Annotated in this window: 26 protein-coding genes and 7 pseudogenes; 20 read left to right on the forward strand and 13 right to left on the reverse strand. The window is 68.3% G+C overall.

Translation table 11 applies throughout. From position 1 onward, the window contains the following. The first annotated feature begins 634 nt into the window (after window positions 1–634). Together C6N31_RS39065 and C6N31_RS39070 are read left to right on the forward strand one after the other, a co-directional pair. Complete coding sequence (locus tag C6N31_RS39065; RefSeq protein WP_138359008.1) at window positions 635–1,030, forward strand: hypothetical protein; 396 nt, start codon at window positions 635–637, stop codon at window positions 1,028–1,030. A gap of 118 nt (window positions 1,031–1,148) precedes the next feature. Then, a complete protein-coding gene (locus C6N31_RS39070) occupies window positions 1,149–1,472 on the forward strand; it encodes an ankyrin repeat domain-containing protein (protein ID WP_138359006.1) in 324 nt (107 codons plus the stop codon). 460 nt (window positions 1,473–1,932) lie between these two features. Here the strand turns inward: C6N31_RS39070 and C6N31_RS39075 are convergent, their stop codons facing one another. Beyond that, the gene (locus C6N31_RS39075) at window positions 1,933–4,188 is read right to left on the reverse strand and encodes a hypothetical protein (protein ID WP_138359004.1); all 2,256 of its coding nucleotides are present in this window, start codon (window positions 4,186–4,188) and stop codon (window positions 1,933–1,935) included. Window positions 4,189–4,248: 60 nt separating this feature from the next. On the opposite strand from C6N31_RS39075, the gene C6N31_RS39080 reads away from it, so the two are divergent. Then, window positions 4,249–4,491: a hypothetical protein gene (locus C6N31_RS39080; protein WP_138359002.1), complete on the forward strand. Its 243-nt coding sequence runs from the start codon at window positions 4,249–4,251 to the stop codon at window positions 4,489–4,491. A 519-nt stretch (window positions 4,492–5,010) separates the two neighbouring features. Here the strand turns inward: C6N31_RS39080 and C6N31_RS39085 are convergent. Continuing rightward, a complete protein-coding gene (locus C6N31_RS39085; RefSeq protein WP_232486198.1) occupies window positions 5,011–5,361 on the reverse strand; it encodes a DUF4267 domain-containing protein in 351 nt (116 codons plus the stop codon). Window positions 5,362–5,424: 63 nt separating this feature from the next. Then, entirely contained in the window at window positions 5,425–5,871 is a 447-nt protein-coding gene (locus C6N31_RS39090) for an anthrone oxygenase family protein (RefSeq protein ID WP_138359000.1), read from the reverse strand. A 90-nt stretch (window positions 5,872–5,961) separates the two neighbouring features. Between C6N31_RS39090 and C6N31_RS39095 the strand changes: the two genes are divergently transcribed. The 6 genes from C6N31_RS39095 to C6N31_RS39120 all read left to right on the forward strand — a co-directional run bounded on the left by C6N31_RS39095 (window position 5,962) and on the right by C6N31_RS39120 (window position 10,634). After that, window positions 5,962–6,546, forward strand: a complete 585-nt coding sequence (locus C6N31_RS39095; protein WP_138358998.1) for a TetR/AcrR family transcriptional regulator — start codon at window positions 5,962–5,964, stop codon at window positions 6,544–6,546. 401 nt (window positions 6,547–6,947) lie between these two features. Then, on the forward strand, window positions 6,948–7,514 hold the full coding sequence (locus tag C6N31_RS39100; protein ID WP_187145208.1) for a hypothetical protein: 567 nt from the start codon (window positions 6,948–6,950) through the stop codon (window positions 7,512–7,514). A gap of 184 nt (window positions 7,515–7,698) precedes the next feature. Then, a complete protein-coding gene (locus C6N31_RS39105; protein ID WP_306665065.1) occupies window positions 7,699–7,899 on the forward strand; it encodes a hypothetical protein in 201 nt (66 codons plus the stop codon). 120 nt (window positions 7,900–8,019) lie between these two features. Further along, a complete protein-coding gene (locus C6N31_RS39110) occupies window positions 8,020–8,400 on the forward strand; it encodes a cupin domain-containing protein (protein WP_138358994.1) in 381 nt (126 codons plus the stop codon). Further along, window positions 8,397–8,819: a hypothetical protein gene (locus C6N31_RS39115; protein WP_198359362.1), complete on the forward strand. Its 423-nt coding sequence runs from the start codon at window positions 8,397–8,399 to the stop codon at window positions 8,817–8,819. The genes C6N31_RS39110 and C6N31_RS39115 overlap by 4 nt, the downstream gene beginning before the upstream one ends. Window positions 8,820–8,849: 30 nt before the next feature. Then, the gene (locus tag C6N31_RS39120) at window positions 8,850–10,634 is read left to right on the forward strand and encodes a hypothetical protein (protein ID WP_138358990.1); all 1,785 of its coding nucleotides are present in this window, start codon (window positions 8,850–8,852) and stop codon (window positions 10,632–10,634) included. A gap of 15 nt (window positions 10,635–10,649) precedes the next feature. Here the strand turns inward: C6N31_RS39120 and C6N31_RS46270 are convergent. After that, window positions 10,650–10,733: pseudogene (locus C6N31_RS46270) on the reverse strand (BBE domain-containing protein); the annotation flags it as partial. Between the two features lie 77 nt (window positions 10,734–10,810). Here C6N31_RS46270 and C6N31_RS47070 point away from each other — a divergent pair. From C6N31_RS47070 to C6N31_RS39140, 4 genes and pseudogenes are all read left to right on the forward strand, one after another. After that, window positions 10,811–10,919 (forward strand): annotated as a pseudogene (locus C6N31_RS47070) (DUF5655 domain-containing protein); the annotation flags it as partial. Window positions 10,920–11,168: 249 nt separating this feature from the next. Further along, window positions 11,169–11,595 (forward strand): annotated as a pseudogene (locus C6N31_RS39130) (NADPH-dependent F420 reductase); the annotation flags it as partial. A gap of 120 nt (window positions 11,596–11,715) precedes the next feature. Then, window positions 11,716–12,349: pseudogene (locus C6N31_RS39135) on the forward strand (transposase); the annotation flags it as partial. Window positions 12,350–12,416: 67 nt separating this feature from the next. Continuing rightward, entirely contained in the window at window positions 12,417–12,617 is a 201-nt protein-coding gene (locus tag C6N31_RS39140; protein WP_138358988.1) for a hypothetical protein, read from the forward strand. Between the two features lie 82 nt (window positions 12,618–12,699). On the opposite strand, the gene C6N31_RS39145 is transcribed toward C6N31_RS39140, so the two are convergent. Continuing rightward, window positions 12,700–13,581: an NAD(P)-dependent oxidoreductase gene (locus tag C6N31_RS39145; protein WP_138358986.1), complete on the reverse strand. Its 882-nt coding sequence runs from the start codon at window positions 13,579–13,581 to the stop codon at window positions 12,700–12,702. Between the two features lie 96 nt (window positions 13,582–13,677). Between C6N31_RS39145 and C6N31_RS39150 the strand changes: the two genes are divergently transcribed. Beyond that, on the forward strand, window positions 13,678–14,049 hold the full coding sequence (locus tag C6N31_RS39150; RefSeq protein WP_138358984.1) for a winged helix-turn-helix transcriptional regulator: 372 nt from the start codon (window positions 13,678–13,680) through the stop codon (window positions 14,047–14,049). Here the strand turns inward: C6N31_RS39150 and C6N31_RS44630 are convergent. Continuing rightward, window positions 13,936–14,304 (reverse strand): replication-relaxation family protein, encoded by a 369-nt coding sequence (locus tag C6N31_RS44630; RefSeq protein WP_269288620.1) that lies wholly within the window; start codon window positions 14,302–14,304, stop codon window positions 13,936–13,938. The genes C6N31_RS39150 and C6N31_RS44630 overlap by 114 nt on opposite strands. A gap of 193 nt (window positions 14,305–14,497) precedes the next feature. Between C6N31_RS44630 and C6N31_RS39160 the strand changes: the two genes are divergently transcribed. Beyond that, complete coding sequence (locus C6N31_RS39160; protein ID WP_198359367.1) at window positions 14,498–16,258, forward strand: S8 family peptidase; 1,761 nt, start codon at window positions 14,498–14,500, stop codon at window positions 16,256–16,258. 182 nt (window positions 16,259–16,440) lie between these two features. Here the strand turns inward: C6N31_RS39160 and C6N31_RS39165 are convergent. The 5 genes and pseudogenes from C6N31_RS39165 to C6N31_RS39180 all read right to left on the reverse strand — a co-directional run bounded on the left by C6N31_RS39165 (window position 16,441) and on the right by C6N31_RS39180 (window position 19,210). Continuing rightward, window positions 16,441–17,362: pseudogene (locus C6N31_RS39165) on the reverse strand (integrase core domain-containing protein). Continuing rightward, a complete protein-coding gene (locus C6N31_RS44635) occupies window positions 17,347–17,565 on the reverse strand; it encodes a DUF3995 domain-containing protein (protein WP_138358784.1) in 219 nt (72 codons plus the stop codon). The pseudogene C6N31_RS39165 and the gene C6N31_RS44635 overlap by 16 nt, the downstream one beginning before the upstream one ends. Window positions 17,566–17,691: 126 nt before the next feature. Then, a complete protein-coding gene (locus C6N31_RS39170; RefSeq protein ID WP_210340064.1) occupies window positions 17,692–18,111 on the reverse strand; it encodes a DUF6463 family protein in 420 nt (139 codons plus the stop codon). Further along, window positions 18,108–18,620: a DUF2867 domain-containing protein gene (locus tag C6N31_RS39175; protein WP_198359363.1), complete on the reverse strand. Its 513-nt coding sequence runs from the start codon at window positions 18,618–18,620 to the stop codon at window positions 18,108–18,110. Before C6N31_RS39175 ends, C6N31_RS39170 begins: the two co-directional genes overlap by 4 nt. A 14-nt stretch (window positions 18,621–18,634) precedes the next feature. Then, window positions 18,635–19,210, reverse strand: coding sequence for a TetR/AcrR family transcriptional regulator (locus tag C6N31_RS39180; RefSeq protein WP_198359364.1), 576 nt, complete (start codon window positions 19,208–19,210; stop codon window positions 18,635–18,637). A gap of 650 nt (window positions 19,211–19,860) precedes the next feature. Here C6N31_RS39180 and C6N31_RS39185 point away from each other — a divergent pair. Beyond that, complete coding sequence (locus C6N31_RS39185) at window positions 19,861–20,397, forward strand: hypothetical protein (protein ID WP_232486200.1); 537 nt, start codon at window positions 19,861–19,863, stop codon at window positions 20,395–20,397. 11 nt (window positions 20,398–20,408) lie between these two features. Here C6N31_RS39185 and C6N31_RS39190 read toward each other — a convergent pair whose 3' ends face one another. Next, window positions 20,409–20,597, reverse strand: coding sequence for a DUF8094 domain-containing protein (locus C6N31_RS39190; protein WP_138358778.1), 189 nt, complete (start codon window positions 20,595–20,597; stop codon window positions 20,409–20,411). 25 nt (window positions 20,598–20,622) lie between these two features. Next, window positions 20,623–20,784, reverse strand: a pseudogene (locus tag C6N31_RS44640) (ALF repeat-containing protein); the annotation flags it as partial. A gap of 299 nt (window positions 20,785–21,083) precedes the next feature. Here C6N31_RS44640 and C6N31_RS39200 point away from each other — a divergent pair. From C6N31_RS39200 to C6N31_RS39215, 4 genes and pseudogenes are all read left to right on the forward strand, one after another. Continuing rightward, window positions 21,084–21,530 (forward strand): hypothetical protein, encoded by a 447-nt coding sequence (locus tag C6N31_RS39200; protein WP_187145209.1) that lies wholly within the window; start codon window positions 21,084–21,086, stop codon window positions 21,528–21,530. A gap of 112 nt (window positions 21,531–21,642) precedes the next feature. Beyond that, window positions 21,643–21,945, forward strand: a pseudogene (locus C6N31_RS39205) (RraA family protein); the annotation flags it as partial. Between the two features lie 126 nt (window positions 21,946–22,071). After that, window positions 22,072–23,247 carry a hypothetical protein gene (locus tag C6N31_RS39210; RefSeq protein ID WP_138358774.1) on the forward strand — a complete coding sequence of 392 codons (1,176 nt, stop codon included), beginning with the start codon at window positions 22,072–22,074 and terminating at the stop codon, window positions 23,245–23,247. Window positions 23,248–23,358: 111 nt separating this feature from the next. Further along, a complete protein-coding gene (locus C6N31_RS39215; RefSeq protein ID WP_138358772.1) occupies window positions 23,359–23,817 on the forward strand; it encodes a DUF6042 family protein in 459 nt (152 codons plus the stop codon). The last annotated feature ends 201 nt before the right edge of the window (window positions 23,818–24,018 follow it).

Here is a 24,018-nt window from a genome sequence, read left to right on the forward strand (position 1 = left end):
CTGAAAACGAGTCACCGATTGGCCGTCGATACACCACGCCAACGGACGTGACCGCGGGATCCAAGCCCCTGTTCTTTGCCCAGGAACAGACGATCGCACTGTCGTAGGTGGCGTACGGATGCTGGGTAGCCGTCCCGCGCCGCGACTGCGAGCGAGGAGCAGCCTGGACCGGGTGGCCTGCCGGATGGCCCGGGCACTTCACCGTGCCTCGGTACGGGCGCGTGCCATGCGCGATGGAATGCGCGTGACGGGCTGGCTCACCAGAGGTCGCCTCATGCGAGCTTCCGTCAATGGGTGACGCGCTATCGGGGCCGGCCATTGCGAGCTCCGCGTGAAGGGGAGCCGGTACCGGCTCCGGCCAGGTCTCCGTAGCGGCAGGGGAGGGGCGGCTTGCCGGGACCAGGTCGCGGCCCGTCTTTGTGTTCAATGTCGGCGGTCGTGGCAGAGTCCTGGTGTGCGGCTAGTTGAGTCCCGGCTGATGGCCACCAGAAATCCAGGTGGATGGCCCTCCGACCTGTAATGTTCCTGATCGCTTCCTTATCTGAAGGAGAACCCTCCGTCCGGTTTGCTGGTGTTTGCGAAGCATCAGCGAACCGGTCGAAGAGGTCCTGTGACGAAGTCTGACAGAGAGATCATGGAAATATTCGAGGCGTACGACCTGACCGAGACGGTCTGGTCGGCAGCCACCCTGACAGGACACGACCCGAAGACGGTCAAACGCTATGTCGAGGCCCGAGACAGCGGGCGCAACCCGTACGAGCGCGAGCCGCGGCCGAAGATGATCGACGCTTTCCTGGAGAAGATCGAGGAGTGGGTCGAGCAGTCCAAGGCGACGATCCGTGCCGACGTGGTTCACGACAAGCTCGTGAAGATGGGCTACCCGGGCAGCGCCCGCTCGACCCGGCGGGCGGTGAACGCGTCAAAGACCGCGTGGAAGGCCGGCAAGCGGCGGACCTACCGTCCGTGGATCCCCGAGCCGGGCCGGTGGCTGCAGTTCGACTGGGGAGAGGGGGTGGTCGCCTTGAACTGACCCCTCACTCTCAGGAACACCACGAGCTGTCCTCTGACCAGCGGTCTTGACCGGTCGCGAACTGGTATCTCTTGGCGTGACATCAACCGCTGCCAGCGGCCTGCCCTCGGAGGAACCCATGTCCTTGTCGCCCGGCCACCTTGCTGTCGAGCAGGAGGATCTACCGCGGCTTCGCGAACTCCTGGACTGCGGATATGACGTGGAGGACGACAGAGGTGACGGCTGGACCCTGTTGCGGCACGCCATCGACGTCGAAATAGACGGCCACGTCCAAAGCGGCGACCCACTCCACGTGGACGTCACCGCCTTCCTGCTGGCCCGAGGCGCCGACCCGCTCCGGGACGCCAACGGCATCCCGCCCGCCGAAGAGGCAGAAACGCGCGGCCACTGGCTGGCCGCTGAACTCATCCGGGCCTGGACGTCCCGGCGGGCTGGAGCCTGACCCCAGCCGGCCCCGAAACAACCGCACCAACCAAGATCGTGGGGTAATCGGGTCAAGACCGTTCAGAGGACGCTGGCCACCGGCATGGATTTCTGATGGCCACCAGCCTGGACTCTCGACGACCGCCCACCTGGGCATCTCAATGACCGTTGACATCAAGGGGGCTACTGAGGCGCAGCCTGCCGTCAGCAGTACTGCGGCGAGCGTGAGCGGAATGTATCGGCGCATCCGCCCACGGTTTCGCATCGAGGGCGAGACGAGTTCACCCGGTGGGCCATGGAGTTCGACGCGATCGACGCCGACACCGCAGCGGCAGGCGGCAGGGGGAGGGCGTCCCGACCCTGGGTGTTCCGCACGGGCCCTCGAGCTTGTTGTTGCCGTGGCCGAACCCCGGCCGGGGCCGGGGCTTGAGGTAGCCGAACCGGCCGAACCCTGCGGGCCAGCGACAAGGGCAGCGTCTTCAGGTGCCGACGCTCCAGGACAGGGTGGCGGTGCAGGTGCCCTGGGCGTAGGTGGCGGTGATGTCAAGGGTCTTGGCGTTATTGGGGGCTGTCCCTTTGATCTTGTGGGTGTTCGTGCCGGTGAGGGTGCCGTCGGCGATGGTCTTGCCGTCAATGGTCAGGGCCCACTGCACGTTGGGACGGCAGCCTTTCGCGGGTTCGACGCTGAGGTGGCCAGGCATGGTGCTTGCTTGGTCGGTCAGCTTGAAGTGGGCCCGGACGGACCGGTTGCCGCCCACCGTCCAGGTGTAGGTGGTGGTGCTCTCGCCGAAAGCGCCGGTACCGGACTGGTAGATAGCGGGCTGACTGCCCGATACATAGGTGGCGGGGCCCGGCGGAGCTGGGAGCAGGACCAGGAACAGAGCGAAGAGGGCGGTTACCGCAACACACGCGGCGAACCCTCGCACGATGAGCTTGGCCTCTCCCGGCCCGCGGCCGGCTTGCGATCCTGTGGCGCGGGACTGCGGCGTGCCGGCGGTGGATCCGGGTCCGGCTGTGCCGGATACCGCCAGAAAGGACGGGGGCTCGCAGGTGTCCGGGTCGGCGGTTCCATCCTTCGCGGCCCGCGGGCCGACGCTCTGGGGTGCCTCCCCACGGACGGCTGGGCCCGGGGGACAGGTGTGGCCGGTACCAAAACGGGCGTCCGGGAGCCGAACGGATCGGTAAGGCGGCACGGTCGACTGGTCGGTGTCCTGCACCACACGTGCATCCAGACCAGTGCCTTCGGGCGGCTTCACCGGGCTGCCGGGCCGGCCGGCGTCATGCCCCGGTGGCGCATCAAGGGCTGCCATCGCGGCGTCGCTGTCCCCGTTCGGGCCTGGCGGCGGATGTCCCTTTGAGCTGGGGATATGGATTGCTTCAGGTCGTGCGTCAATCCAGGCGGGTTCGCCGGCGCCCAGTTCCTCGTGCTGGACGAGAGCTCGGCTGACGATGTCGTCGAGGTCGGCGTTGAGTGCGCGCTCGGCAATGAACGAGGTCAGTTGAGCGTCCTGGCGTACCGCGTTCTGCCGCGCCGCACGCAGTTGCGCCTGGGCCTGGCGCAACTCCTCCTCCAGGCGGCTGATGGTCTGCTGCGCCTGTTCCTGCTCGGTGCAGACCGCGGCGCCGAGCGCGTCTGCACGCTCTTGCTGTGCCGCAAGCACGCGGGTGGCTTCCTCCCGGGCGGCCTCCGCTTCGGCCAGGGCTACGGCGGCTTGGCCGCGAGCGGCATCGGCGTCGCCGAGCGCTGAGCGGGCTGCGGCGTGGCCGGCCTGGGCCTGATCACGCCAGTGGGTCTCCCGGACCCGAAGGGCCGCTTTGAGCGCCGCTGCTTGTTCAGCGGCGATCTGCAAGGTCTCGCAGGCCTGCGCGAGCCGCTCCAGCAACAACGCTTCCCGCTCCTGCCAAGCCTCCCGCTCCGTCGCCGACTCCTTCCGGGCTTCCTCTTTCTCCCGCAGGTGCCATTCCGCTTGTTCCTGCCAGTGCTCGACCTGCGCTCGAGCCGTGGCCACGTCCTGACGCAGCCTGGCCACCTCAGCGGAAACACCGTCCAGCGCCTGCCTCATCCGCTGCTCCCGCACGCGCAGCCGGTCCACTTCCTGCCCAGCCGCCCGCAGCGCCCGCCGCAGAACAGCTTGTGCCCGCAGCACACGCTTGACCCGCTCGTCCGCCCGTACCGCCCGGCACTTGTCCCTCATCAAATCCTTTTCGAGCCAGATGATCTGCTGCTGCTGAAAACCCACCAGCAAACGCGCACTGGCATACCCGTCGACTACTGCGTACACCGCGTACACGTCCGGCAGACGCTCTCGCAGGGCCAGCTTGTACGCCGCCCACAGCTCCTCCACGTCGTGACGCTGTGGCACGCCACGCTCCTCCTCAAGAACCCGTAGGAGATCGAAAACAACATCCCGCGTGGGCACCAACCGGCCCTGGATCATCCGCTGCACCGAGGCCTCGCTACGCCCCGACCGCAACGCACCCAGCCGCTTCGCTCCCGCGGCTCCGGGCTTGTCGTCCGTTGCTTCAGGCGGTGCCGTTTCCAGCAGACGCTGGGCGATGTCCTTCAGCGTCAGCGGCCGATCACCGCTCTTCAGCGGATCGAAGACGACACGGCGCACGGTGGTCGTCCAGCTGAACACCGGTTCGGGCAGGCCCTCGTCAATAGGCTCCACAGGCCGTCCGGGACGCGCCATGTTCATTCCCCCCCTGGAGTAATTCCTGGTCACGTTCTGCATCAATTGTGGTTCCGGAACCGTGGAGCGCAGACCAACCGACCACGGACACAGGAGCCCACCATGGCGCGCCCCACACCTGCTACGCAGGTCAACCGTCAATCCCGCCGCAGCCGCACCGCCGGGGTGCGGACTGATGTTCGTCTTCTGAGTTGGCTGACCACCTTGACCGGACTGCTGTCCGTCATCGCGGTGGTCATTCTGACTCTGACCGACCACGGCGAGGCCGCCGTGGCGGTCGGTGTCATCGGTGGGGCCATGGGCACCGCCGGCGGCATCCAGGTGACCGTTAACATCCGCCGATAACTGAAGGGTCGTCAGCAGCCCCCGGGTACGACCGGCACCACCTTGTCAGCGAACCGCTGGGGGAACGACAGATGTATATGCCCCCGTGAGACTGCGGACGGTGGTGCGGGGCGTGGTGGCACTGCGCGCGATGAGCGTCAACGCCGCCGTCGTCGCGTTCACCCAGGGCGGCATCGGTGATATCACCTCCTGGCGGGCCGCAGCTCCCACGCGCTGGCCACCTCGGCCAGGCGACACGTGCGTGCACAGGGGGTGCTGCGCGCGAAGGAGGCCGGGCCACCGTTGCGGATGCTGGAGATCGACAGGAACTCCGAGCCGGTGCAGCGCGTCGCAAAACTCCCGCCTACGCCGCCTGCTACCGCCGCCCGTGTCAACGACCTGGCCACGCCACGCACTTAAACTTCGTGCCGCCGGGCCGAGGATGCCGAGACCGTGCCGTGCTGGCACAGCGGCCGCATGTCGGCGCGCTGCTGCTTGGTGCCGAACGCCATCCAGGCGGTGACGGGAGGGGTGCCTGCCTCAGTCGCGCCGGATGTCATCCCCTGCCGCCCGCCGCCGGCTCACCCGGCGGCGGGGTGTCTGGGTCGGGTAGGGCTGGGCCTTGTGTTGCAGGCGGTTCGCGGGCGTAGGCAGCACCCAGCCCAGCGCCCGGCGGTGGTCCGTCACCAGCAGGATGCCGAGGACCAGGGCCAGGACGACGTCGCGGATTCCCTTGATGATCAGGAAGCCGCCGCCGTCGCCGGACGGCCAGCTCGGGAGGCCGAAGCCCGGGGCCGTCGTCTCCGGGCTCAGGATGAACTCCGTCCCGAACCAGAGGATGAAGAGGATGAAGGCGGCGGCCAGGACGGTGTTGATCTTCTTTAGCGACATCGTTCTTCCCCTTGCGAGTCTTCGTGAGCTGCGGCTGACGACCGGGCGGGTGAGCCCGTGGGCTCAGGTGAGGGCAGTGACCAGCAGGGCGAAGGCGGCGATGATGACGGCGACGCGGATGTAGTGGAGACGCTCCCAGCGGTTCAGCTGCTGCTTCCAGTCGGCGGGCCGGTTGTCAACGGTCCATGTCTTGTTCCGGTTGTTGATCGGAACGAGCAGCAGAAGCGACATGACCACGCTGAGGATCAGAAGCGTCCCGGCGGTGACGACGAGGCCGGTGTCCTGGTGGTCCCACCCGGCGAAAGCCCAGATGCCGACCAGGACGAGCGAGCCGATGTACCAGAACGGCATCACGGCGCCGAGCATCCGGCCCCCGTGGGCGTGGCCGAGTTGGCCGCTGTCCTCCGGGAGGGCGTTGAGGATCGGGCCCATGACGAAGGCGACGCAGAACTCCACCCCCACCATCACGCCGACGATCACGGTGGTGACGACCTCGAGTGCGTTGAGCATGATGACCCTCTTGGCATCTAGTGCTGCTAGCTGACGAGTCAACGCTAGTACTGCTGCCGCTCTCTTGTCTAGCAGTGCTAGCATCGAATCATGTCGGTACAGGAACGCAAGGAACGCGAACGGGCGGAGCGCGAGCGCCTCATCGTGGCGACAGCCCGTGAACTCGCCGAGCAGCAGGGCTGGGACGCGGTCACCACCCGCCGGCTCGCCGAACGCATCGAGTACAGCCAGCCCGTCCTCTACAGCCATTTCCGCGGCAAGCGCGAGATCATCGGCGCCGTCGCCCTCCAGGGCGCCACCGAGCTGGCCGCGGCGGTGCGGGCCGCGACCGCCGCCGTGGACGGCCCGCGCGAGCGGGTCGCCGCCCTCGCGCGCTCCTACCTCGCCTTCGCCGCACGCAACCCGGCGGTATACGACGCGATCTTCCAGCTCGACGGCGGTCTGGCGTACGCACAGGAGGACACCCCGGCACCTCTCAAGGACGCTTTCGCCGCGCTGCTGGAGTGCCTCGGAGAGGTCGCCGGGGACGGCGTCGACTCGGGGCTGTTCACCGAGGTGTTCTGGGCGTCCCTGCACGGGGTGGCGACCCTGACCCGGTCGGGACGGCTGCCGCCGGAGCACACCGAGCCGAGGGTGGAGCTGCTGGTGGACCGGCTCGCCATCGCCATGGTCTGACACACCATCCCGGCGGGCACGCGGCCGGGGCCCTCGGGCCCCGCCGCTGCCTGCCTGCGGCATCGCCGGGATGACGTTTCCCCCGAAGAACTCGCGAGTTGCTGCCTCTACGCGTTGTTACGGCCAAGGTCGCAGTGCGCCGCCTCGTCGAGGTCGCTGTGACGGGGCTGCGCGGCGGCCACTGACGCATGCTCGCCATCATGTTTCCACGGCTGAATTCAGTACTTGTGACTGCTTGGTGGCGCGCCACGCGAAGGCGGCGCGGCTTCGCCTTTGAGCGCATGGCTATGTAGGTGAGTAGGGGAGGTGTTTGTCGTTCAGTGCGGAAGGCGGCTTCGTATTGTGAAGGGTGATGTCCTTGCAGTGGGACGATCGGTGTGCTTCTCCCGCTGGGGGTCCGAATGCACATATCGACGAGCAAGGTCGAGCTGTACGCGGCGATCCGCCGTGACCAGCGTGCCGGCCTGTCGATGCGCGCTCTGGAGCGCAAGTACGGGGCGACCTGGCGGACGATCCGCAAGGCCCTGGACTCGAACTGGCCTGAGCCCCGGAAGAAGCAGGCACCGCGTCCGACCAGGCTGGACCCGTATAAGCCGGTGATCGATGGAATGCTGGAGGCAGACCTCGACGCGCCGCCGAAGCAGAAGCACACCGTGAAGAGGATCTTCGACCGGCTGCTGGACGAGCACGCGGCGGCCGGGATCTCCTACCAGATGGTCCGCGCCTACGTCGCTGTGCGGCGCAAGGAGATCCGGTGGGAGGCCGGACCCGGGCCGGAGGAGATGTTCGGCCCGCAGTCCCACATGCCGGGGGACGAAGCGGAGGTCGACTTCGGTGATGTCCACATCGTGCTGGCGGGGGTGCCCACCCGTTGTTACTTGTTCTCGCTGCGGCTGTCGTACTCCGGCAAGGCGCTGCACAGACCCGTTGACCGCACTATCGGCGTGTCCTACGCGTCGGCGTGGTGAGGGCGAGGAGTCTCCGTTCGGGATGTTCCCGAGGCGCAGGAGCTTGTCCCGGAGGGACAGTCGGAACAGCACCGCCAGGACGACGATCATGATGGGGCCGCCGACGAATTCCGCCGCGGTGAACTGCGCGGCGTGGCCCTCCACGGAGCCGGCCAGTCCGCGGTCGGCCTGCTGGCGGGCAATCGTGGAGTTCACCTTCGGCGGTATCGGCCTGATCCCCGACCAGGCCGACGCGAAGCTCCCCATGGAGGGCGTCACCTGGAACTACACGACGTTCCTCAACATCGCCTTCCTCATCCTGGCCGGCGCCCTCCTCATCCGGTTCCTGCGCGCTGGACAGCGGCAGGATGCTCACGCCGCCGTCCGGCCGGCGCGGCGAAGTTGACGGTCATCAAGATCGCGTCTGGTGTGTGGCGGCGGGCCGACCGTACGGAGCGTGACGTCACAATGTGATGCCTCTATGTCACGCCTTCTTGGTGACAGCACAACCGCTGAGGAGGCCATCATGCCGCGCACATGCAAGGACGAGGCTCCGCTCCTCGTCGACGCACCAGTCATCCAGGGCCGGTACATCGAGCTTGACGACTACACGGTCTCCTTCGAGACCTTTCCCGGCGACGCGGACGGCACGGAGGCGTTTCGCGGGTTGCCCGACGACCGGTGCCAGTGCCCGCACTGGGGCATGGTGTTCTCCGGCCGGCTCCTGCTCCGCTACCGTGACCGCACCGAGACCTACGAAGCCGGCGACGTCTACTATGCCCCGCCCGGCCACGTGCCCGTCGTGACGGCGGGGACCGAGACCGTCGACTTCAGCCCGTCCAAGGAGTTCCGGCAGACGATGGCGGTCGTGGCCGCCAACATGGCCGCCTCGGGAGGTACGCGATGAGTACCACGCAGCGAACCGTTGAGACCACGGCCCGCGAGCTGGCCGACCGGCTCGTCACCTTTCGCGAGACCGGGATCCCGCCGGCGGGCCTGTTCACGCCGGACGCGTTCTGCGACTTCACGCTGCCGCGGTGGCGCCTGCAGGCACAGGGAATCAGCGATCTCGTCGCGCTGCGCAAGGCCGGGCACCCCGCCGCCGGCCGGGTGTCCCGGTCCCGGTACGACGCCACGGCGACGGGCTTCGTTTTGGAAGTCGAGGAACAGTGGGAGCAGGACGGCGAATCCTGGTACTGCCGGGAGCTGTTCCGCGCCGACGTGGCTGACGGGTCGATCTCGCAGCTCTCCGTGTACTGCACTGGCGACTGGGATCGAGCCCGCGTCGCGGAACACGCCAGGTCCGTGCGGCTGCACAGACCGTGACCGCGGGCCGGACCGCAGTATGATCTGGCCATGGAGCCTGCGGCCGGCACGGTCGCCGCCGCCCGAGCGGCACTGCTGGCGGCCTACTACGAGGCCCGCGACAACGGCGACGCCGAACTCATGGCTGCGGCGGCACTGAGACTGCCGTCGAGTCAGTACTTCGGCACACATCCGGGTCACGTGCCTGCCTTGATCCACGAGGCGTACACCGTGGCGGTCGAGCCGGCGAGCCGATGCCGGCTCGCCGCCGCGCTCGCGCGGGCGTGGGCCTACGGAGGCGAGACCCAGCGAGCGGTGGCATTCGCCCGGGAAGCAGTCGCGCTCGCCGACCGCCTCGGCGATCCCGAGGTCGTCGCCGACGCCCTCGACGCCGCGCTGCTCGCCAGTTGGGGGCCCGACGACTTCGCCGAACGGCTGGCTCTCTCGGCGCGACTGGCCGACGCCGCGGCCCATCTCACCGAACCCGCGCAGCGGCTGACCGCTCATCTGTGGCGTCTGACCACCGCGTGGGAATGCCTTGACGTGGTCGCTGTGCAGCGCCAGCTTCGGGCGCTCGACATGATCGCCGAGGAGTCGGGCTCGGCCCGCGCCGCCTTCTTCGCCGCGTCCCGCCGGGCCATGTACGCCCTTGCCACCGGCGACATCGACACAGCCGATCGGCTCATCCCGATCACCCACGACCTCGGAGGCCAGGCCGCCGAGCCCGACCGGGAGGCGGTCGTGCACAGCCTCGTCGCCGCCCGGGCACGACACGTCGGTGACGCCGAGACGCTGCGGAGCGAGGCCGCCGCGTTCGAGGCATACGGCTCCAGCGAGGGAGTGCCCTCGGTGTCCGCCGAAGCCGCGGTGTTCTGGCTCGCCGCAGACGAACCCAACCGCGCGGAGCAGCTGCTGCACCAGCTCGCCGGCGCCGGGCTGGCGACTGTGCCCCGCGATGTCGACTTCCTACTCACCGTCACTTCGCTCGTCGATGTCGCCGCCGCGCTGCACAGCGATGAGATCGTCGCCGACGGCGCCCGCCTGCTGGAACCCTTTGCCGGCCGAGCGGTACTCAACGCCGGCGCGGTGACCTTCCACGGCGTGGTCGACGACTACCTCCATCGCGCCGAACAAGTACTCGGCAGACCCGACACGACGCGGTGGCGCCACAACGCGGCATCCGCCTACCAGCGGATTGGAGCCGCCTGGTGGCGGGACCGGCTCATCGCTCCCGCGGCGGCGACACCTACAACCCCTCCCGTCACCGTGCACCTGCACCGAGACGGCGAACTCGGCTGGGTCGTCGGCACCAACGGCACGACGATCGTGCTGTCAGACCTCAAGGGACTCTTCTACCTGCGTGAACTCCTCCGCAGCCCAGGCGTCGAATTGAGCGTGCTCGACCTGTCCGCCGCAGCACCGGGTCATGCCGGAGTCGTCACGGAATCGGACACAGCCGAAATCATCGACAAACAGGCCCTGGTGGCCTACCACCACCGGCTGCGTGATATCGACGCTGAGCTGGACGAAGCCGAGTCGTGGACCGACCACGCCAGACTCGACCGGCTGCGCCTCGAACGCGAGGCCCTACTCGCCGAGGTCCGCACTGCTACCGGCCTCGGCGGTCGACGCCGACGCTTCACCTCAGCGCACGAGCGAGCCAGAATCGCCGTGCGCAAGGCGATCGCGTCGACCCTCGACCGCATCGACCACCACGACGCCCAACTCGCCCGGCTACTGCGCGACACCATTCACACGGGAGCGTCCTGTCGCTATGACCCGGACCCTTCGCGGCCGGTGAGCTGGCTGCTCGACACCCCGAAATCCGAAGAGTAATTGTTTTTCGGCGGGCTAATATTGAATGCTCTGGTTGGCGTGGAAGAAGTTGTCCGGGTCGTATGCGAACTTGATCCACGGGAGCCGATAGTGGTGGCCCGGCCAGAGTTGAGGCCCGGATCAGCCCTGTGATCTTGCATCGCCGAACATTTCGCGGCCCGTCCGCCGTCCCGGTGGACGGGCCGCGCCTGATCTGTAACGCCGGCGACTTCACGCGCTACGACGTCCACGCCATACGCGAACAGGTCGATCGACCTGGTCCGCTACCGACTCTTCGGCAGTGAGCATTTTCAGCGTGGCCACTGATCGGGTGACGGAGGCAGGGCGAGGTCCGCGACGGACAGGGCTACCGTGCCGTCGAGCTGTCCGGCAGAGCGCTGAGGCTGTTCAGCACTACGGCAGCGTGCGGGGCCGGCAGCCGCAAGGCCGACCACGTCGGCGGGGCCTCGGGGTTCGCCGTCTCCCCGGCGGTTTCTGCTGCTGCGGCCTTCAACGGGCGGGCGGCCAGTTCCGTGAATGCCAGCGGATTCGGGCCTGTTGCACGACGGTGTCGTGCCGGTCATCACCCAGTACGGAGACGCTCTCGCGGGCAAGGTCATCGTCGACATCAGCAATCCCTTCAATTCCACGTTCGACGGGCTGGCCCACCGCGGGGAGACCTCGATCGCGCAGGAAGTCGCCAAGGCGGCCCCGGCCGGCGCCAGCGTGGTGAAGGCGTTCAACACCATCTTCCGCCATGTCCTGGAGAAGGGTCGGCCCGACGTCTTCTTCGCTGGCGATAATGCGCAGGCCAAGGCAAGTGTGGAGGCGTTCATCGAGAGCCTCGGGCTGCGCCCTCTGGACGTCGGCGGCCTGAAAATGGCGCACTGGCTGGAAGGAGCTGGGGGTCACGGTGGGCCTCGCCAACCACGGGGTGGGGAACTTGGACTTCGCCCTCAGTATCACCCAACTTCCCGTCTGAGCGAACGGTTCACGGATCACCGAAGGACTCGCCAATGAAGCCTGGCTTCACACTTCCCATACGCGGGCACGCTGTTGAGGGAGGTGTTCGAAGTCTCAACCCGCCGACACGGGAGTCCTGTTGGTTCCCTATCCCGCCGCACTCGACCTCCCGCACACCCTGGTGGAGTGGGTCACGATGCTCATCGTCACCCGTGAGGGTGACAGGCGCTGCATACTCCCGCCGCACCGTCGCGCACTCGTCGCGCTGGTGTACCTGCACCGCCACGACACCCTCGCCCGGATCGCGGCCGGCTTCGGGATATCCGTCGGCATCGCCCACGCCTAAGTCACCACCGTCACGGGCCTGCTCGCCGACCGGGCCCCGGGCCTGCTGAAGACGCTGCGCGAGCACGATCCCGAGTTCGTCCTTCTGGACGGCACCCTCGCCGAGTGCTACCGCGTCGGCGGCAGCCGCGCCGAATGCTCCGCCAAGCACCGCCGCCACCACGTGAACCTCCAGGTCGTCACCGACCCGATCGGCGAGGTTCTGTGGATCTCGCCCGCGCTGCCGGGCCCCACCCACGACCTGACCGCGGCCCGCACCCACAAGTTCATCCGGATCTGCGAACGCCAGGGCGTCCCCGTCCCCGTCCTCGCCGACCGCGCCTGCACCGGTGCGGCCTGCACGTCACCACTGGCCTGAGACGTCCGCCCGGCGGGGAACTCACCCCACGCAGCGCACCGTGAACCGCGCCCTCGCCCAGGCTCGAGCAAGGGCACCCTTCCCGGTCTGAGAGGATTACCGGGACCGTATTAAAGACAAGCGCGGGGGAGGGGAACATGATCGTTCTGGTACTGCTCGGCGTCCTGGCGCTCGCGGTCGGCGGGTGCGCATGCGTGGTGTGGGCGGAGCGTGGCGGGCCCCGCTGGGTCCGTGTCGTGGCGTTCGTGACGCTCACCGCCGGCGAGGTGCTGCGTCGCTCCGGGAAAAGCCGGCGCGGGAGCGTGAACCAATCCAGCGGCAGCGGCGTTGGCGACTAGGGCGTGTAGCGAAAGTGCTGCTCACAGCTACTCGTAGAGACCTGTGACCAGCAAGGTCGCTTCTCGGGCGGCAAGTGGCCGGTCAGTTCACCAGCAGGTCGATCACGCCCGTCAGGTCCTCCTCGCCGCTGCCCTCGGCCAGGCGGCGGCGCATCAGCTCGAAGTAGGGGCTGAGCAGTTCCGGGCTGACCCCCTGCTGCTCGGCGGTGCTCAGGAAGGTCGGCGTGCCGGCCACCTGCATAGCTAGGTTGGAGACGACACCCTTGGTGTAGTCACCGCTCCGCAGCTGGTTGGCCGTTTGGTGAACTGCCGGGGCCATCGCGACGAGCCAGTCGGCGAGCAACGGGGCGAGCGCCTCGGGGTCGATGTCCTCGTTGCGGATCAGAGCGAAGGCGTGCGCGGACCCGGCGAACATCCCGTACATGGCGCTGAGCAGAGCCACGTCGTGCAGGGCCGCGAAGCCCGCGTTCTCGCCGACGTAGGTAGTGCCAACCGGGACGCCCAGGGTCTGCTTGTGTCGCTCGAACAGCTCTGGCGAGCCGCTGTAGAAGACGTAGCCGCCAGCTTCCGGGACGCCGATCATTGGAGGGACGGCCATGATCCCGCCGTCCAGGTAGCGGGCGCCGCGCTCGCGGGCCCACTCGGCGCGGGCGCGGGCCTGGGCAGGGGTGCTGGTGGTCAGGTTGACCAGGTCCCTGTCGACCAGGTCGGTGCCGGCCAGCACCCCGTCGACCGAGGTGTCGTCCAACAGGCAAACGACGACCAGGGTGTTCGCTGCGACCGCCTCAGCGGCGGTGTCCGCGACCCTTGCCCCCTCAGCGGCGAGCGCCGTGGCGCGGGCCGGGGTGCGGTTCCAGACGGTCAGCGGGTGGCCGGCGGCAAGCCAGGTACGGGCCAGCGCGGTGCCCATCACGCCGAGGCCCAGCAGTGTGACGGGAGTCTTCTCAACAGTGTTCTGTGCCATGCCGACTAGGCTGGCCACAAGTCCGGGGGTGATCAAGTACGCACTTGACAGTGGGTGGTTACCCCGGGGTGAGCGAGCACGTCGGAAGGGTGGGGCATGACAAGGCTGAACCGGCCGGGCACGCCAGACGGACACGTCTGCGGGATCGACACCGCGATGGAGGTGATCGGCGGCAAGTGGAAGGTGCTGATTCTCTGGGCGCTCCACGAACATCCCTGCCGTCGCTTCGGCGAGCTGCGTCGACTGCTTCCGGGGATCACCGAGAAGGTGCTGGCCTCTCACCTGCGTGAGCTGGAAGCGGACGGTGTCGTGCACCGTGTCTCCTACGACGAGGTGCCGCCCCGCGTCGAGTACTCACTGACCGAGGACGGCAAGCGCCTCAACGACGCACTCCAGCCGCTGGCCGCCTGGGGTCGCGAGCGGCCGATCAGTCGAGGGCTGGAGGAGACGGCAGGCCAGTGCCTGTAGTGAACGATCCGGGATGAAACAACGGGACGGAACACCCTCTCCCCTCTGAGGGGGTGCGACGACTTGCACGCCGTACGCCGTGGAGAACCACACCGGGGTCCGTCCGGCCTGCGGCAGGGTGATGCGGTCGACCAGCCCCTCAACGCCCAGCCGGGCCAGCCGCCGCCGGGTCTGCCCGATACGCGCAGAGGGAGCGATCACCCGGTGCATCTGCTCGGTGGTGACCAATCCGGTACTGCGCCACTGCGCCAGCACCCCCAGCGGGGCTTTTCAGCCATGCCCCTATAACGTCGCGGCTCGGAAAGGTACTTCCGTACAGGAGGACCCGTCTGACATCTTGCATTCACCACTCGTTTCGTACGGCCCGGCCGGTGCCCTCAGCACGACCGGGCCGTCTCCGGAGGACGCATTGATACCCCACATATCCAGCCGCCCCAGACGCACGCTGGTGCTGGCGGCCACGCTCGGCGCCGCCCTCGCGTTCGGCGCCCCGGGCGCCCTCGCGGGCTCCCTCCCCGTCGCCCCCTCCACCGCGCCGGCCGCCAAGGCCCACGCTCCGGCCGCCGTGCCGGCTTCCCAGAGTGCGGCCTGGGTGGCCGGCACGCGTGCCTACCTCGTGATCACCGCCCCCGGTGACAGTTCGGCGGTCCGCTCCGCGATCGCGGCCAACGGCGGCACCGTCTTCTCGAACTACGACGCCATCGGCGTGATCGTCGCCCACTCGGCGTCCAGCGGATTCGCCGCCACCATGCGCGGCGTCGCCGGCGTGCAGCAGGTCGGCGCCACGCGCACCTCGGACGTCCCAGCCGACGCCTACAACCCGGCGCTCCCGGCCAATCCGGCTCAGGCCTCGACCCCGGCCGGAGAACCGGTCCGGGCCGACATGAGCCAGATCAAGGCCGACCAGGCCTGGGCCGTGAACCTGGGCTCCGCCTCAGTCAAGGTCGGCATCCTGGACACCGGTGTGGACGACCAGCACCAGGACCTGGCGCCCAACTTCGACGCGGCCGACTCGGTCTCCTGCGCCTACGGCAAGCCCGACACCCGTGCCGGCGCCTGGCGGGACGTCGACACGCACGGCACCCACGTAGCGGGCACCATCGCCGCGGCCAAGAACGGCAAGGGCGTCGTCGGCGTCGCCCCCGGGGTGACGATCTCCGCGGTCCGGGTCGCCGAGCCGGGCAACTCCTTCTTCTTCGCCGAGAACACCATCTGCGGCTTCGTCTGGGCCGGTGACCACGGCTTCAAGGTCACCAATAACAGCTATTACACGGACCCGTGGCAGTTCAACTGCCCGGACAACATCGACCAGGCCGCCATCATCGAGGGCGTCAAGCGCGCCCAGGAGTACGCCGAGGGCAAGGGCTCCCTCCAGATCGCCGCCGCGGGCAACGAGAACTACGATCTCGCCCACAAGACGACCGACTCCGCGAGCCCGAACGACTCGACACCGGTCACCCGCACCATCACCAACGCCTGCCTCGACATCCCGACCGAGCTGCCGGGCGTGGTCACGGTCGCGGCCAACGGCACGGGCGTCACCAAGGCCTCGTTCTCCAACTACGGCCAGAGCGTCATCGACGTCGCGGCGCCGGGCAGCAACGTGTACTCCACCGTCCCCGGCGGCGGCTACGGCAGCAAGAGCGGCACCTCGATGGCCACCCCGCACGTCGTCGGCGTGGCGGCACTCATCGCCAGCGCCAACCCGGGCATCACCCCGGCGCAGATCCGCGCCAAGCTGGCCGCCCAGGCCAACGACATCGCCTGCCCCTCGGACGGCCGCTGCACGGGCACGACGGCCAACAACTCGTTCTTCGGCGAGGGACAGGCCGACGCCCTCAAGGCCGTCGGGACCACCCCGCCGCCCGGCAAGTACTTCGAGAACCTCGCGGACTTCTCCATCAACGACAACGCGACCGTGGAGAGCCCGATCGCCGTCACCGGCGTGACCGGCAACGCCCCAGCCACCCTCAAGGTGGGTGTGGACATCAAGCACACCTACATCGGTGACCTGAAGGTCGACCTGGTGGCGCCGGACGGCAGCGTCTACACGCTGCACAACCACGCCGGCGGCAGCGCCGACAACATCGCCCAGACCTACACCGTGAACGCCTCCTCGGAGGTCGCGAACGGCACCTGGAAGCTGCGCGTCAACGACAACGCCGCCTCCGACACAGGCAAGATCGACGCCTGGAACCTGACCTTCTAGCGCAGGGCCCGGCAACGCCCGCGTACAGCACGCACTGCGCCGGCGACAGCTCCGCGGACAAGGCGGGCTGCGGTCCTTTCGGCCATGGCTGCGAACTGCTGGGCGGCAGAGGGCACATGGGCCTCGGCGGCGGTGTACGCCGCGGTCGGGGCCTGTGGGGCTCGGAAAGTCATCGCTGCACGTCAGCCCGCGTACCGGTACTCGTTGAGGATGCCCCGAGAATGCGGGTGCGCAGGAGCCTGCGGCCTTCGAGGTCGTGGACGGGGGCGGTCTGCTGATCCGCGTCGGGCGGTAGCTGTTGGCGGGCTCGGTGGGGCCGCTGTCCGTTGTAGTGCTGCTGGTAGGCGTTCAGGATTTGTCGGGCGTGGGCCTCGCACGTGATCGGAATGTGGTCGAGTACCTCGCGCCGGATACTGCCGATCACCCGTTCGCAGTGCGCGTTCATTCGAGGCGCCCGCGGGGCGCTCAAGACCACGTCCAGGTCCTCGGACTCGAAAACGGCGTCGAAGGCTGGGCCGTACTTGCCGTCGCGGTCGCGCAGCAGGAACCTCAGCGACTCCATGCGCGTGCCCAGATCGGCGGCCACGTTGCGCGCCTGCTGGGTGGCCCAGTCCCGCGTGGGATGGGCGGTGACACCGGTGAGTTGCAGGCGCGGCGTGCCGTGTTCGAGAAACGCCAGGGCATACAACCTGTGGCCCAGCGCGGTGTCCACGTGCAAGAAGTCGACCGCGACGATGCCCTCGGCCTGGGCTGCCAGGAATTGCCGCCAGGTCGGGCCGGAGCGGCACGGGCCGGGTCGATCCCCGTCGCGTGCAGGATCTCCCACACGGTGGACGCGGCGATCGGATGTCCGAGCCGTGCCAGCTCGCCCTGGATCCCCCTGTGTCCCCAACGCGGGTTCTCCCGCGCCAGCCGCAGTACGAGCTTCCTGAGCACGGCGGCAGTCCGCGGGCGACCGGTACGGCCGGGACGTGCGGAGTAGTCCCACTTCGCGGCGATCAGTCGGCGGTGCCAGGCGGGGGTCACCGGGAAAACTCCGCACCAGCGGTGACGGGGTATCAGTGCGGACAGCGCCGCCGGGCCTTGGGTCAAGGCCCGTTCCAGCGCACGAACTCGGGTTCCCCGCGCAGGCTGAACGGCGGGCCGGCCAGCCCACGCAGCAGGAGTAACACGGTCAGGGCCCAGATACCGACGCGATAGAGCCAGTGCGGGCCGAGTTCCGGAGTGAAGTCGGCGAGGGCGAGCAGGCAGTAAGCCGCGCCCAGCAGACCGGACCCGACCAGTAGGCAGGCCGGTTTGGGCGGCATGCCAGCCCTCCGTAGACGAAGCGGCCCAACTCCGGATAGGAGCGGGCCGGCCAGGGAGTGAGCGCCCACACCACGTGCAGTGTGCCGACCGCGGTCAGGGCCACCGCGGCAATCATGGTCGTGCCGTCACGCCACATCGGCGTGCTCCTTGCCCTGGCGGGCCGTCACCAGGGCCAAGACGCCGATCGCGATCAGCAGCCACGCGCCGGACGCGGGCTCCAGCAGTGCGATCGGTATCCCGAGCCCCAGCAGGATCCATCCGGTCTCGACGGGTACCTTCCCGGTGCGCATCACGGATGTGCGGGTGAGGATGCCGAGGCCGAAGAGGGCTATTCCGCCGATCATGAACCAGAGGGTCGCCACACGGGCGTCGTTGCCCGCGCCCACGGTGTTCCATAGGCCGTCGGAGAAGATGCCCCGCCACCTCGAGTTGGCTGCGGCCCCCACCATGTGGACGGTGGCGCCAGCGAGAATCAGGCGGGGAACCCAACGCGCGAGCCGCGCGGACTCGGGTATGCGGGGAGTCGAACGGGCCGGGGTGCTCATTTCGGTGTGATCCTCTCTACAGTGCCAGGGGCTGGGCGGCTGCCCGCGTTGGTCATGCTGCGGACCACCAGGTGATGGAAGGGACGGATGAGATTGAAGTAGAGCGGACCGGTCCAGCGGCGGTAGCGCACGATCGTGACCACCTCGAACCTGGTGCGACCACCTGCCGACGGCCCAGCGAGGACAGCGAGATACCCGATCAGATGCGTGTCGGCTGACTCCAGGACGATGAACCGGTCCTCGGCGGCGGCGCTGACGGTGAAGAACGCGACCTTGTCGCCCGGTGTGAAGGAGATATCCTCGGGTCGCAACGGCACGCCGGCCGGGACGCCCGATTCACGCAGCCGCAGCAGCCGGGCGACGACCGCCCTGCCGCGAAACAGGGTCCTCATCCAGGCGGGCCGTCGCCCCATGGCCGCTGCGAGGAACCCGCGAAGAGTGGACTCGCACTCGGCTGCCTTCACATCGACGTGGTCGGCGTCGGCGAGCAGAGACGCCAGCTCGGGCACGGTGCCAATGAGGCTCACGGCGCACTCTCCTCGATGGCCGAGGCGTACGAGGTGGGCCGATCCAGCAGAGCGAGCATCGCCTCGTACAGGCCGCGCAGCTGCGCGCCCGGAAGCGGGGGCATCAGGTGCGCCGCCCCAATCCACATCACGTACAGAAGCGTGGCCATCTGTTCCGGTTGGGGGTGCCCGGCCTCATGGCAGAGATCGCGCAGATAGGCGATCCGAGTCGCGTCCACGCGTCCCTGGACCGAAGCCGCTTCAGGGTCCTGTTTCGCCCAGGCCCGCATGGCGATCTCCAGATCCGGACCGGTGTCCTTGATCGCCTCCACGACGAGCCGGCCCAGCCGCTCCCGCGCGGGCAGCTCGGCGAGCGCCTGCACCGCATCGATGATCGCCGTGGTGTGTTCAGCCTCGAAGTGGGAGAGCAAGCCGCGCCGATACTTCGGCATCGACCCGAAGTGGTGGTAGAAGGAACCCTTTGACATGCCCATCCGCTCGCACAGCCGGTCCAGGGTCACCGCCGGGGCTCCCTGTTCGGCCAGCAACGCCAACCCCTCGGCCAGCCACGCCGGCTTTCCCGCGCTCATCATGATCCCTCACTCCATACCAGAAAGTTTGGTATGGAAAGAGTAGCAGAGGAGCTCCCTGTCCGAGTGAGCTAGCTCTGACCAGGGGACAAGCAGGCTGAACGCCAAGAACCATCAACGGTGAATCCAGATACCTCCACACAGAGGAACTGCCGCTGAGGGTTCCGGGCATGACGCTGCCGGCGGCGCACTGTCACCGAGATGCTCACCGGCGCGGGTCTGTCCCGCCTCTGGCCGCACCGCCGCGCGCACGCCTTCTTCGAGGAAATCGGAGCGGTTGTGCGTGCATGGGAAGCTGCGACGGCGTCGCTCCAAGATCACGGTTTGCAACAAGGTCGAGTTGATGTGCGGCGATCATGAGTTCGCGTTCGACGGTCTTCCCGACGTCGTAGCGGGGCGCCCGGTGAGGGTTCGAGGATCCGGTGAACGTCCGGTGCCCGTGCCGTTGGATGAACACGGGTCGGGAGAGCAGGCGGGCGCGGATGTTCCTGAACCCCGACGGAACCAAGCCGGGGTCTGCTGCTCCGCCTTGACCGGTTCTCCCAGGGACGCCGGAGGGTCTCCCGCGACTGGCCAGGCGCGCTGGAGCTGGGTGCGTCGGACATCCGATACAAGTTCTCCCCCGTATGGGGAACAGGTCATCCTGCGTGCTGATGTGCGACGACCTGCGCCTCAGCACGATGGAACGCATGCTGAAGATCGACGCGCTGCCCCAGGTTCCGCGTTGGGCTGTCCTCGCCGCCCACGCCGTACCCCTCGTTACCCTGCCGTCCGGCCTGTGGCGGATCGCCCAAGTTTCCGGGCTCCCGGTGGCCGAGCAGTCGGGCCGGAACGGCCGCGAGGTGGTGTTGGCCGTCTCGCTGACCGTGATATCCGAAGGCCTCGCCCTGCTCGCACTCGGGTTGGTGCGACCTTGGGGCGAGATGGCACCCCGCTGGCTCCCGCTCATCGGCGGGCGGCGAGTGCGTACGCTCGCGGCGGTGGTCCCGGCGCTGCTCGGGGCGGCGGCGCTGTGCACGATAGGAGGCTGGTTCGCCTGCTCCCAGGCGGCAGGCCTGATCGCGCGCGTCACGCAGACGCCAGCCCAGCAAGTGCTCCTCGTGGCTTGCTACTCTCCGCTGCTGGCCTGGGGGCCCCTCCTGGCGGCCACGACGGTCGCGTACTACCGGCGCAGGACGACCGTGCTGTAGAGCGAAGGATCCTAGGACGCGTTGCTCATTTCGCAGTCGGAGCCGATCAGGTTGACCTTCCCGGTCTTGGGGACCGTCGCTGTTTCGGCGCAGGTGAAGGTCATGGTGAGGTCCCTTGCCGTTGAGCCGACCCAGGCGCGCGCCTCGTTGTGGGGCTCGATCGTGAGGTAGCCGCCAGGCGGCGCGGATGCGATCGTCATGGAGTTCAGCAACCGGCTCCTCAGTGTCGAGGAAACGCGGGACGTCGTCATCGCTTCCGAGTAGGGCGACTCGTGCTGCCGCCTTGACTGCTGGGCCGCCCTCGCTCCAGAGCTCAACTACCCGGCCCCGGTCCGTCAGGGGGGTGGCATCGACAGGGTCCACGGGGTACGGCGGCTCGTCGGCCATCGCAGGGGGAGTGGTCCCCAAAAGCCCTACGACAAGGGACAGTGGCAACAGTGCGAGGCTGAGGTTTTGCACCACGCGCGATGCCCTTCCCGGACGGATTGTCCGGGGCTCTACTTTTCTCACGGTGACTCATCTCACTGACCGGCAGTCAATTGCTGCCAGGGGCTGTGCGTCGGCGCCGCAACCGCCTTCGCTGACCTGCTCCACGACTATTTGCGGGTGCTGGGCCCCGCCGTTGTAGTGGGGGCCACCGAGGTGTCGGGCTGACGGTAGGCAGCGATCGCGCCCTCCACGTCGCCGTGCTCCTCACGTATTTCGGCCAAACGCTGCGCGGCGTGTCCGTGGTCCTCGGGCTCCGCGTACGCGAGCAGTTCCTCGATCCGGTTGTGCGTGGCCAGCGGATCGGCGACCTGGTCGCGACTGTTGACAGAGGTGACGTGCCGGGTACGCAGCAGGGCGATCGCGTCATTGGTGCGGTCCTGGCGTTCCCGGATCGTGGTAAGCAGGGCGAGCGCAGTGTCGGCGTCGAGGCCGCGGCCGCACCACGGCGTGTCGCATCGGTGGTCGGTCGGGATCCAGGTGGTCAGCAGCGAGGCGGCGAGGAATCAGTCTTCGACGACGGGGCACAGCAGCTCGAATGCCTCGGCGCCACGGTCGTGGCGGGCGAGCAGGCGCCCCACGAAGGCGAGGGCCATCCGGTCGCCGGCCTGCGCGCACGAGGTAGACGGCGCTGGGGTCGGGCCTGATTCCGTACGCCTCGCTGAAAGCCGCGGTTCGTAGGCGGCTACCAACGCCCGCCTGCCCGCGAGCCACCTTCGAGCCTCCCTCGGCGAATGCCGGAGCGGCGTTTGCATGCGCATGGCCTTCCCCGTCTTCGCCCGCGGCGTCATCCCGATCCCGGGCGCCAAGTCGGCCGCCCAGCCCCTCGGCATCCCGGTCCGCTGCGGCGGTGTGGATGTACACCCAAGCGACGTCGTCGTCGCGGACGAGGAGGTCATGGTCGTCGTACCGGCCGCCCGCCGGGACGAGAACCTGGGCGCTGCCCGGGCGAAGCTCGCCAAGGAGGCCGGGGAGTTCCTCGACGTGTGGGAGGGGGCCCACCGAGCCCGTATCGAGAAGGCCATCGGAGAGCGGATGGACATGCCGCGCCAGGACGACTGATCGGTAGACGCCGTATTCGACTTCCGTTCACCTGTCCGTTCCCGGTGAGACGCGCGCTGCGAGCAGGCTGCTTCGGCACGGTCGAATTCACCGAGGAGACAGATGAAAAGAAGGTCGTTTGCAGCCGTGGGCCTGGCTCTGGCGCTCAGCGCGATATCGGCCACCGCCATGACGGCGAACGCGACCGCCTCCGGGGCCGGGGCCGGGGCCCGTGCGCCGTTCACGCTCGCCGTGTACGGCGACGCCCCGTACGGCACCTCGCCGACCGACACCTCCGAGTTCGACGCGACGCCGGCGTTCATCGCCAACGTCAACGCCGACCCGGACATCAGCACCGTGATCCATGTCGGCGACATCCACTCCGGCAAGCAGTACTGCACCGCCGCTTACGACCAGTCCGTCGCCGCGCTGTGGAAGACCTTCGCGGATCCGATGGTCTACACCCCCGGCGACAACGAGTGGGCCGACTGTCACAAGGCCAAGGAGGGCGGCGGCACGTACAACCCGCTCACCGGGAAGATCGACTACGTACTCGATCCGGCCACCGGCCATTCAGTGGACTACGCTTCCGGCAACCCGGCCGCGAACCTGGATCTGGTCCGCAAGACGTTCTTCCCCAAGCCGGGCCACACCCTCGGCAGCGGGACGCTGCGCGTCCTGTCGCAGGCGCAGCTGCCGAACTGGGCGCACCCCGAGGACGCCAAGTACGTGGAGAACGTGCTCTGGGTCAAAAACGGCACCCTGTTCGCGACGGTCAACGTGCCCGGCGGCTCCAACAACGACGCTGACCCCTGGTACGGCGCGCCGACGGCCTCACGGCAGCAGCTCGACGAGGCCGCCCAGCGCACCGCGGCCGACCTGCGCTGGCTGGACACCGCATTCGCACTCGCCAAGGCCGGCGGCATGTCCAGCGTCGTCGTCACCACCCAGGCCGACATGTGGGACGTAGACGGCAAGACGGCCGACCACGTGGCGAACTACGAGCCGGTCGTCTCCAGTCTCGCCAGGCACACCGCCGCCTTCGGCAAGCCGGTGCTCCTGCTCGTCGGCGACTCGCACGTCTACCGCTCGGACAACCCGCTCACCCAGGGCGCGCCTTGCACGGGTGACGAGGACGTCTGCGCGTACGACGCATGGAACAGCCACCCCGGCTACGCCGTCCCGAACTTCCACCGCATCGTCGTGCACGGAAGCACCACACCCCTGGAATGGCTGAAGCTGACCGTCACCCCAGGAGCCCACAACCCGACGACGTCCACCTCGTTCGGCCCGTTCACCTGGACCCGCATCACCGAGAGCTGAACAGCAAGCCCGGAGCTGAACAGCAAGACCAGCGGCGGCCCGAGGATTACCTCGGGCCGTCACTGCCATGCGGAGTCAAGCGGCGCGAGCCGGGCGTAGAGCCCGTACGCTGTGGGCCACACCACGCTGACACTGTTCCCGATGCACAGGGTCGCCATGTGCTCGGGCAAGGCATCGGGTACGAGCAGCGTCATGCCGTACGCGTCGAAGAGCCGTCGGATATCCAGGAGCGTTGAGAGGCAGCTTCGGATCGACAGCGTCTACGAGGGCGACTCCTACCGCAGCATCGAGCTGTTCGATCCAGACGGACAGCGTCGCAGCGAGGTGAAGACCAGCCTGGACCGCGTCGCCCGGCTGATCGAGGGAGATACCCATGGCCGCCGTGAAGCGCTCCGTCTCCTCACGGAAACGGGCGACTTCACTACGAGCCGCGATCTCACGGGCCTTCCGCCTTACAGGGTCTTCGCCATCCGGCGCGATGGGGAGCAGTTCGATCAACAAAGGATCGCTATCCATGGCGCCACCGAGGGCAGCAGGATCCGGGTGACGCTGCCCCGGGGTACGGACTGAACCGGACCGACAGTCACCCGGCCGTGCGCCTGATCGTGCTGATCCCCGACCGCCGGGACAGAGGCGTGCAAGGCGCTGGATGTAGGAGGTGGTTGTCTCCCACTGCAGGGGGGCCGCACGCCAGGAGCTGGGGTTCTGGTGCGACCCGACGCCAACGGATTTAGCACTCGTTCCGGGATGAAACACCGGGAGAAAACGACC

The organism is Streptomyces fildesensis, assembly GCF_016107395.1.
In the GTDB taxonomy this organism is placed as follows: Bacteria; Actinomycetota; Actinomycetes; order Streptomycetales; family Streptomycetaceae; genus Actinacidiphila; species Actinacidiphila fildesensis.

Excerpts from the sequence above, each read along its gene's own strand:
- C6N31_RS39180 (WP_198359364.1), bottom strand. The coding sequence starts at position 19,210 with ATGATGAGCGCGGGAAAGCCGGCGTGGCTGGCCGAGGGGTTGGCGTTG.
- C6N31_RS39110 (WP_138358994.1), top strand. The coding sequence starts at position 8,020 with ATGCCGCGCACATGCAAGGACGAGGCTCCGCTCCTCGTCGACGCACCA.
- C6N31_RS39065 (WP_138359008.1), top strand. The coding sequence starts at position 635 with ATGGAAATATTCGAGGCGTACGACCTGACCGAGACGGTCTGGTCGGCA.
- C6N31_RS39070 (WP_138359006.1), top strand. The coding sequence starts at position 1,149 with ATGTCCTTGTCGCCCGGCCACCTTGCTGTCGAGCAGGAGGATCTACCG.
- C6N31_RS39185 (WP_232486200.1), top strand. The coding sequence starts at position 19,861 with ATGTGCGACGACCTGCGCCTCAGCACGATGGAACGCATGCTGAAGATC.
- C6N31_RS39090 (WP_138359000.1), bottom strand. The coding sequence starts at position 5,871 with ATGCTCAACGCACTCGAGGTCGTCACCACCGTGATCGTCGGCGTGATG.
- C6N31_RS39080 (WP_138359002.1), top strand. The coding sequence starts at position 4,249 with ATGGCGCGCCCCACACCTGCTACGCAGGTCAACCGTCAATCCCGCCGC.
- C6N31_RS39145 (WP_138358986.1), bottom strand. The coding sequence starts at position 13,581 with ATGGCACAGAACACTGTTGAGAAGACTCCCGTCACACTGCTGGGCCTC.
- C6N31_RS39120 (WP_138358990.1), top strand. The coding sequence starts at position 8,850 with ATGGAGCCTGCGGCCGGCACGGTCGCCGCCGCCCGAGCGGCACTGCTG.
- C6N31_RS39075 (WP_138359004.1), bottom strand. The coding sequence starts at position 4,188 with ATGCAGAACGTGACCAGGAATTACTCCAGGGGGGGAATGAACATGGCG.
- C6N31_RS39100 (WP_187145208.1), top strand. The coding sequence starts at position 6,948 with ATGCACATATCGACGAGCAAGGTCGAGCTGTACGCGGCGATCCGCCGT.
- C6N31_RS39085 (WP_232486198.1), bottom strand. The coding sequence starts at position 5,361 with ATGTCGCTAAAGAAGATCAACACCGTCCTGGCCGCCGCCTTCATCCTC.
- C6N31_RS39170 (WP_210340064.1), bottom strand. The coding sequence starts at position 18,111 with ATGAGCACCCCGGCCCGTTCGACTCCCCGCATACCCGAGTCCGCGCGG.
- C6N31_RS39150 (WP_138358984.1), top strand. The coding sequence starts at position 13,678 with ATGACAAGGCTGAACCGGCCGGGCACGCCAGACGGACACGTCTGCGGG.
- C6N31_RS39140 (WP_138358988.1), top strand. The coding sequence starts at position 12,417 with ATGATCGTTCTGGTACTGCTCGGCGTCCTGGCGCTCGCGGTCGGCGGG.
- C6N31_RS44635 (WP_138358784.1), bottom strand. The coding sequence starts at position 17,565 with ATGCCGCCCAAACCGGCCTGCCTACTGGTCGGGTCCGGTCTGCTGGGC.
- C6N31_RS39190 (WP_138358778.1), bottom strand. The coding sequence starts at position 20,597 with ATGACGATCGCATCCGCGCCGCCTGGCGGCTACCTCACGATCGAGCCC.
- C6N31_RS39115 (WP_198359362.1), top strand. The coding sequence starts at position 8,397 with ATGAGTACCACGCAGCGAACCGTTGAGACCACGGCCCGCGAGCTGGCC.
- C6N31_RS39095 (WP_138358998.1), top strand. The coding sequence starts at position 5,962 with ATGTCGGTACAGGAACGCAAGGAACGCGAACGGGCGGAGCGCGAGCGC.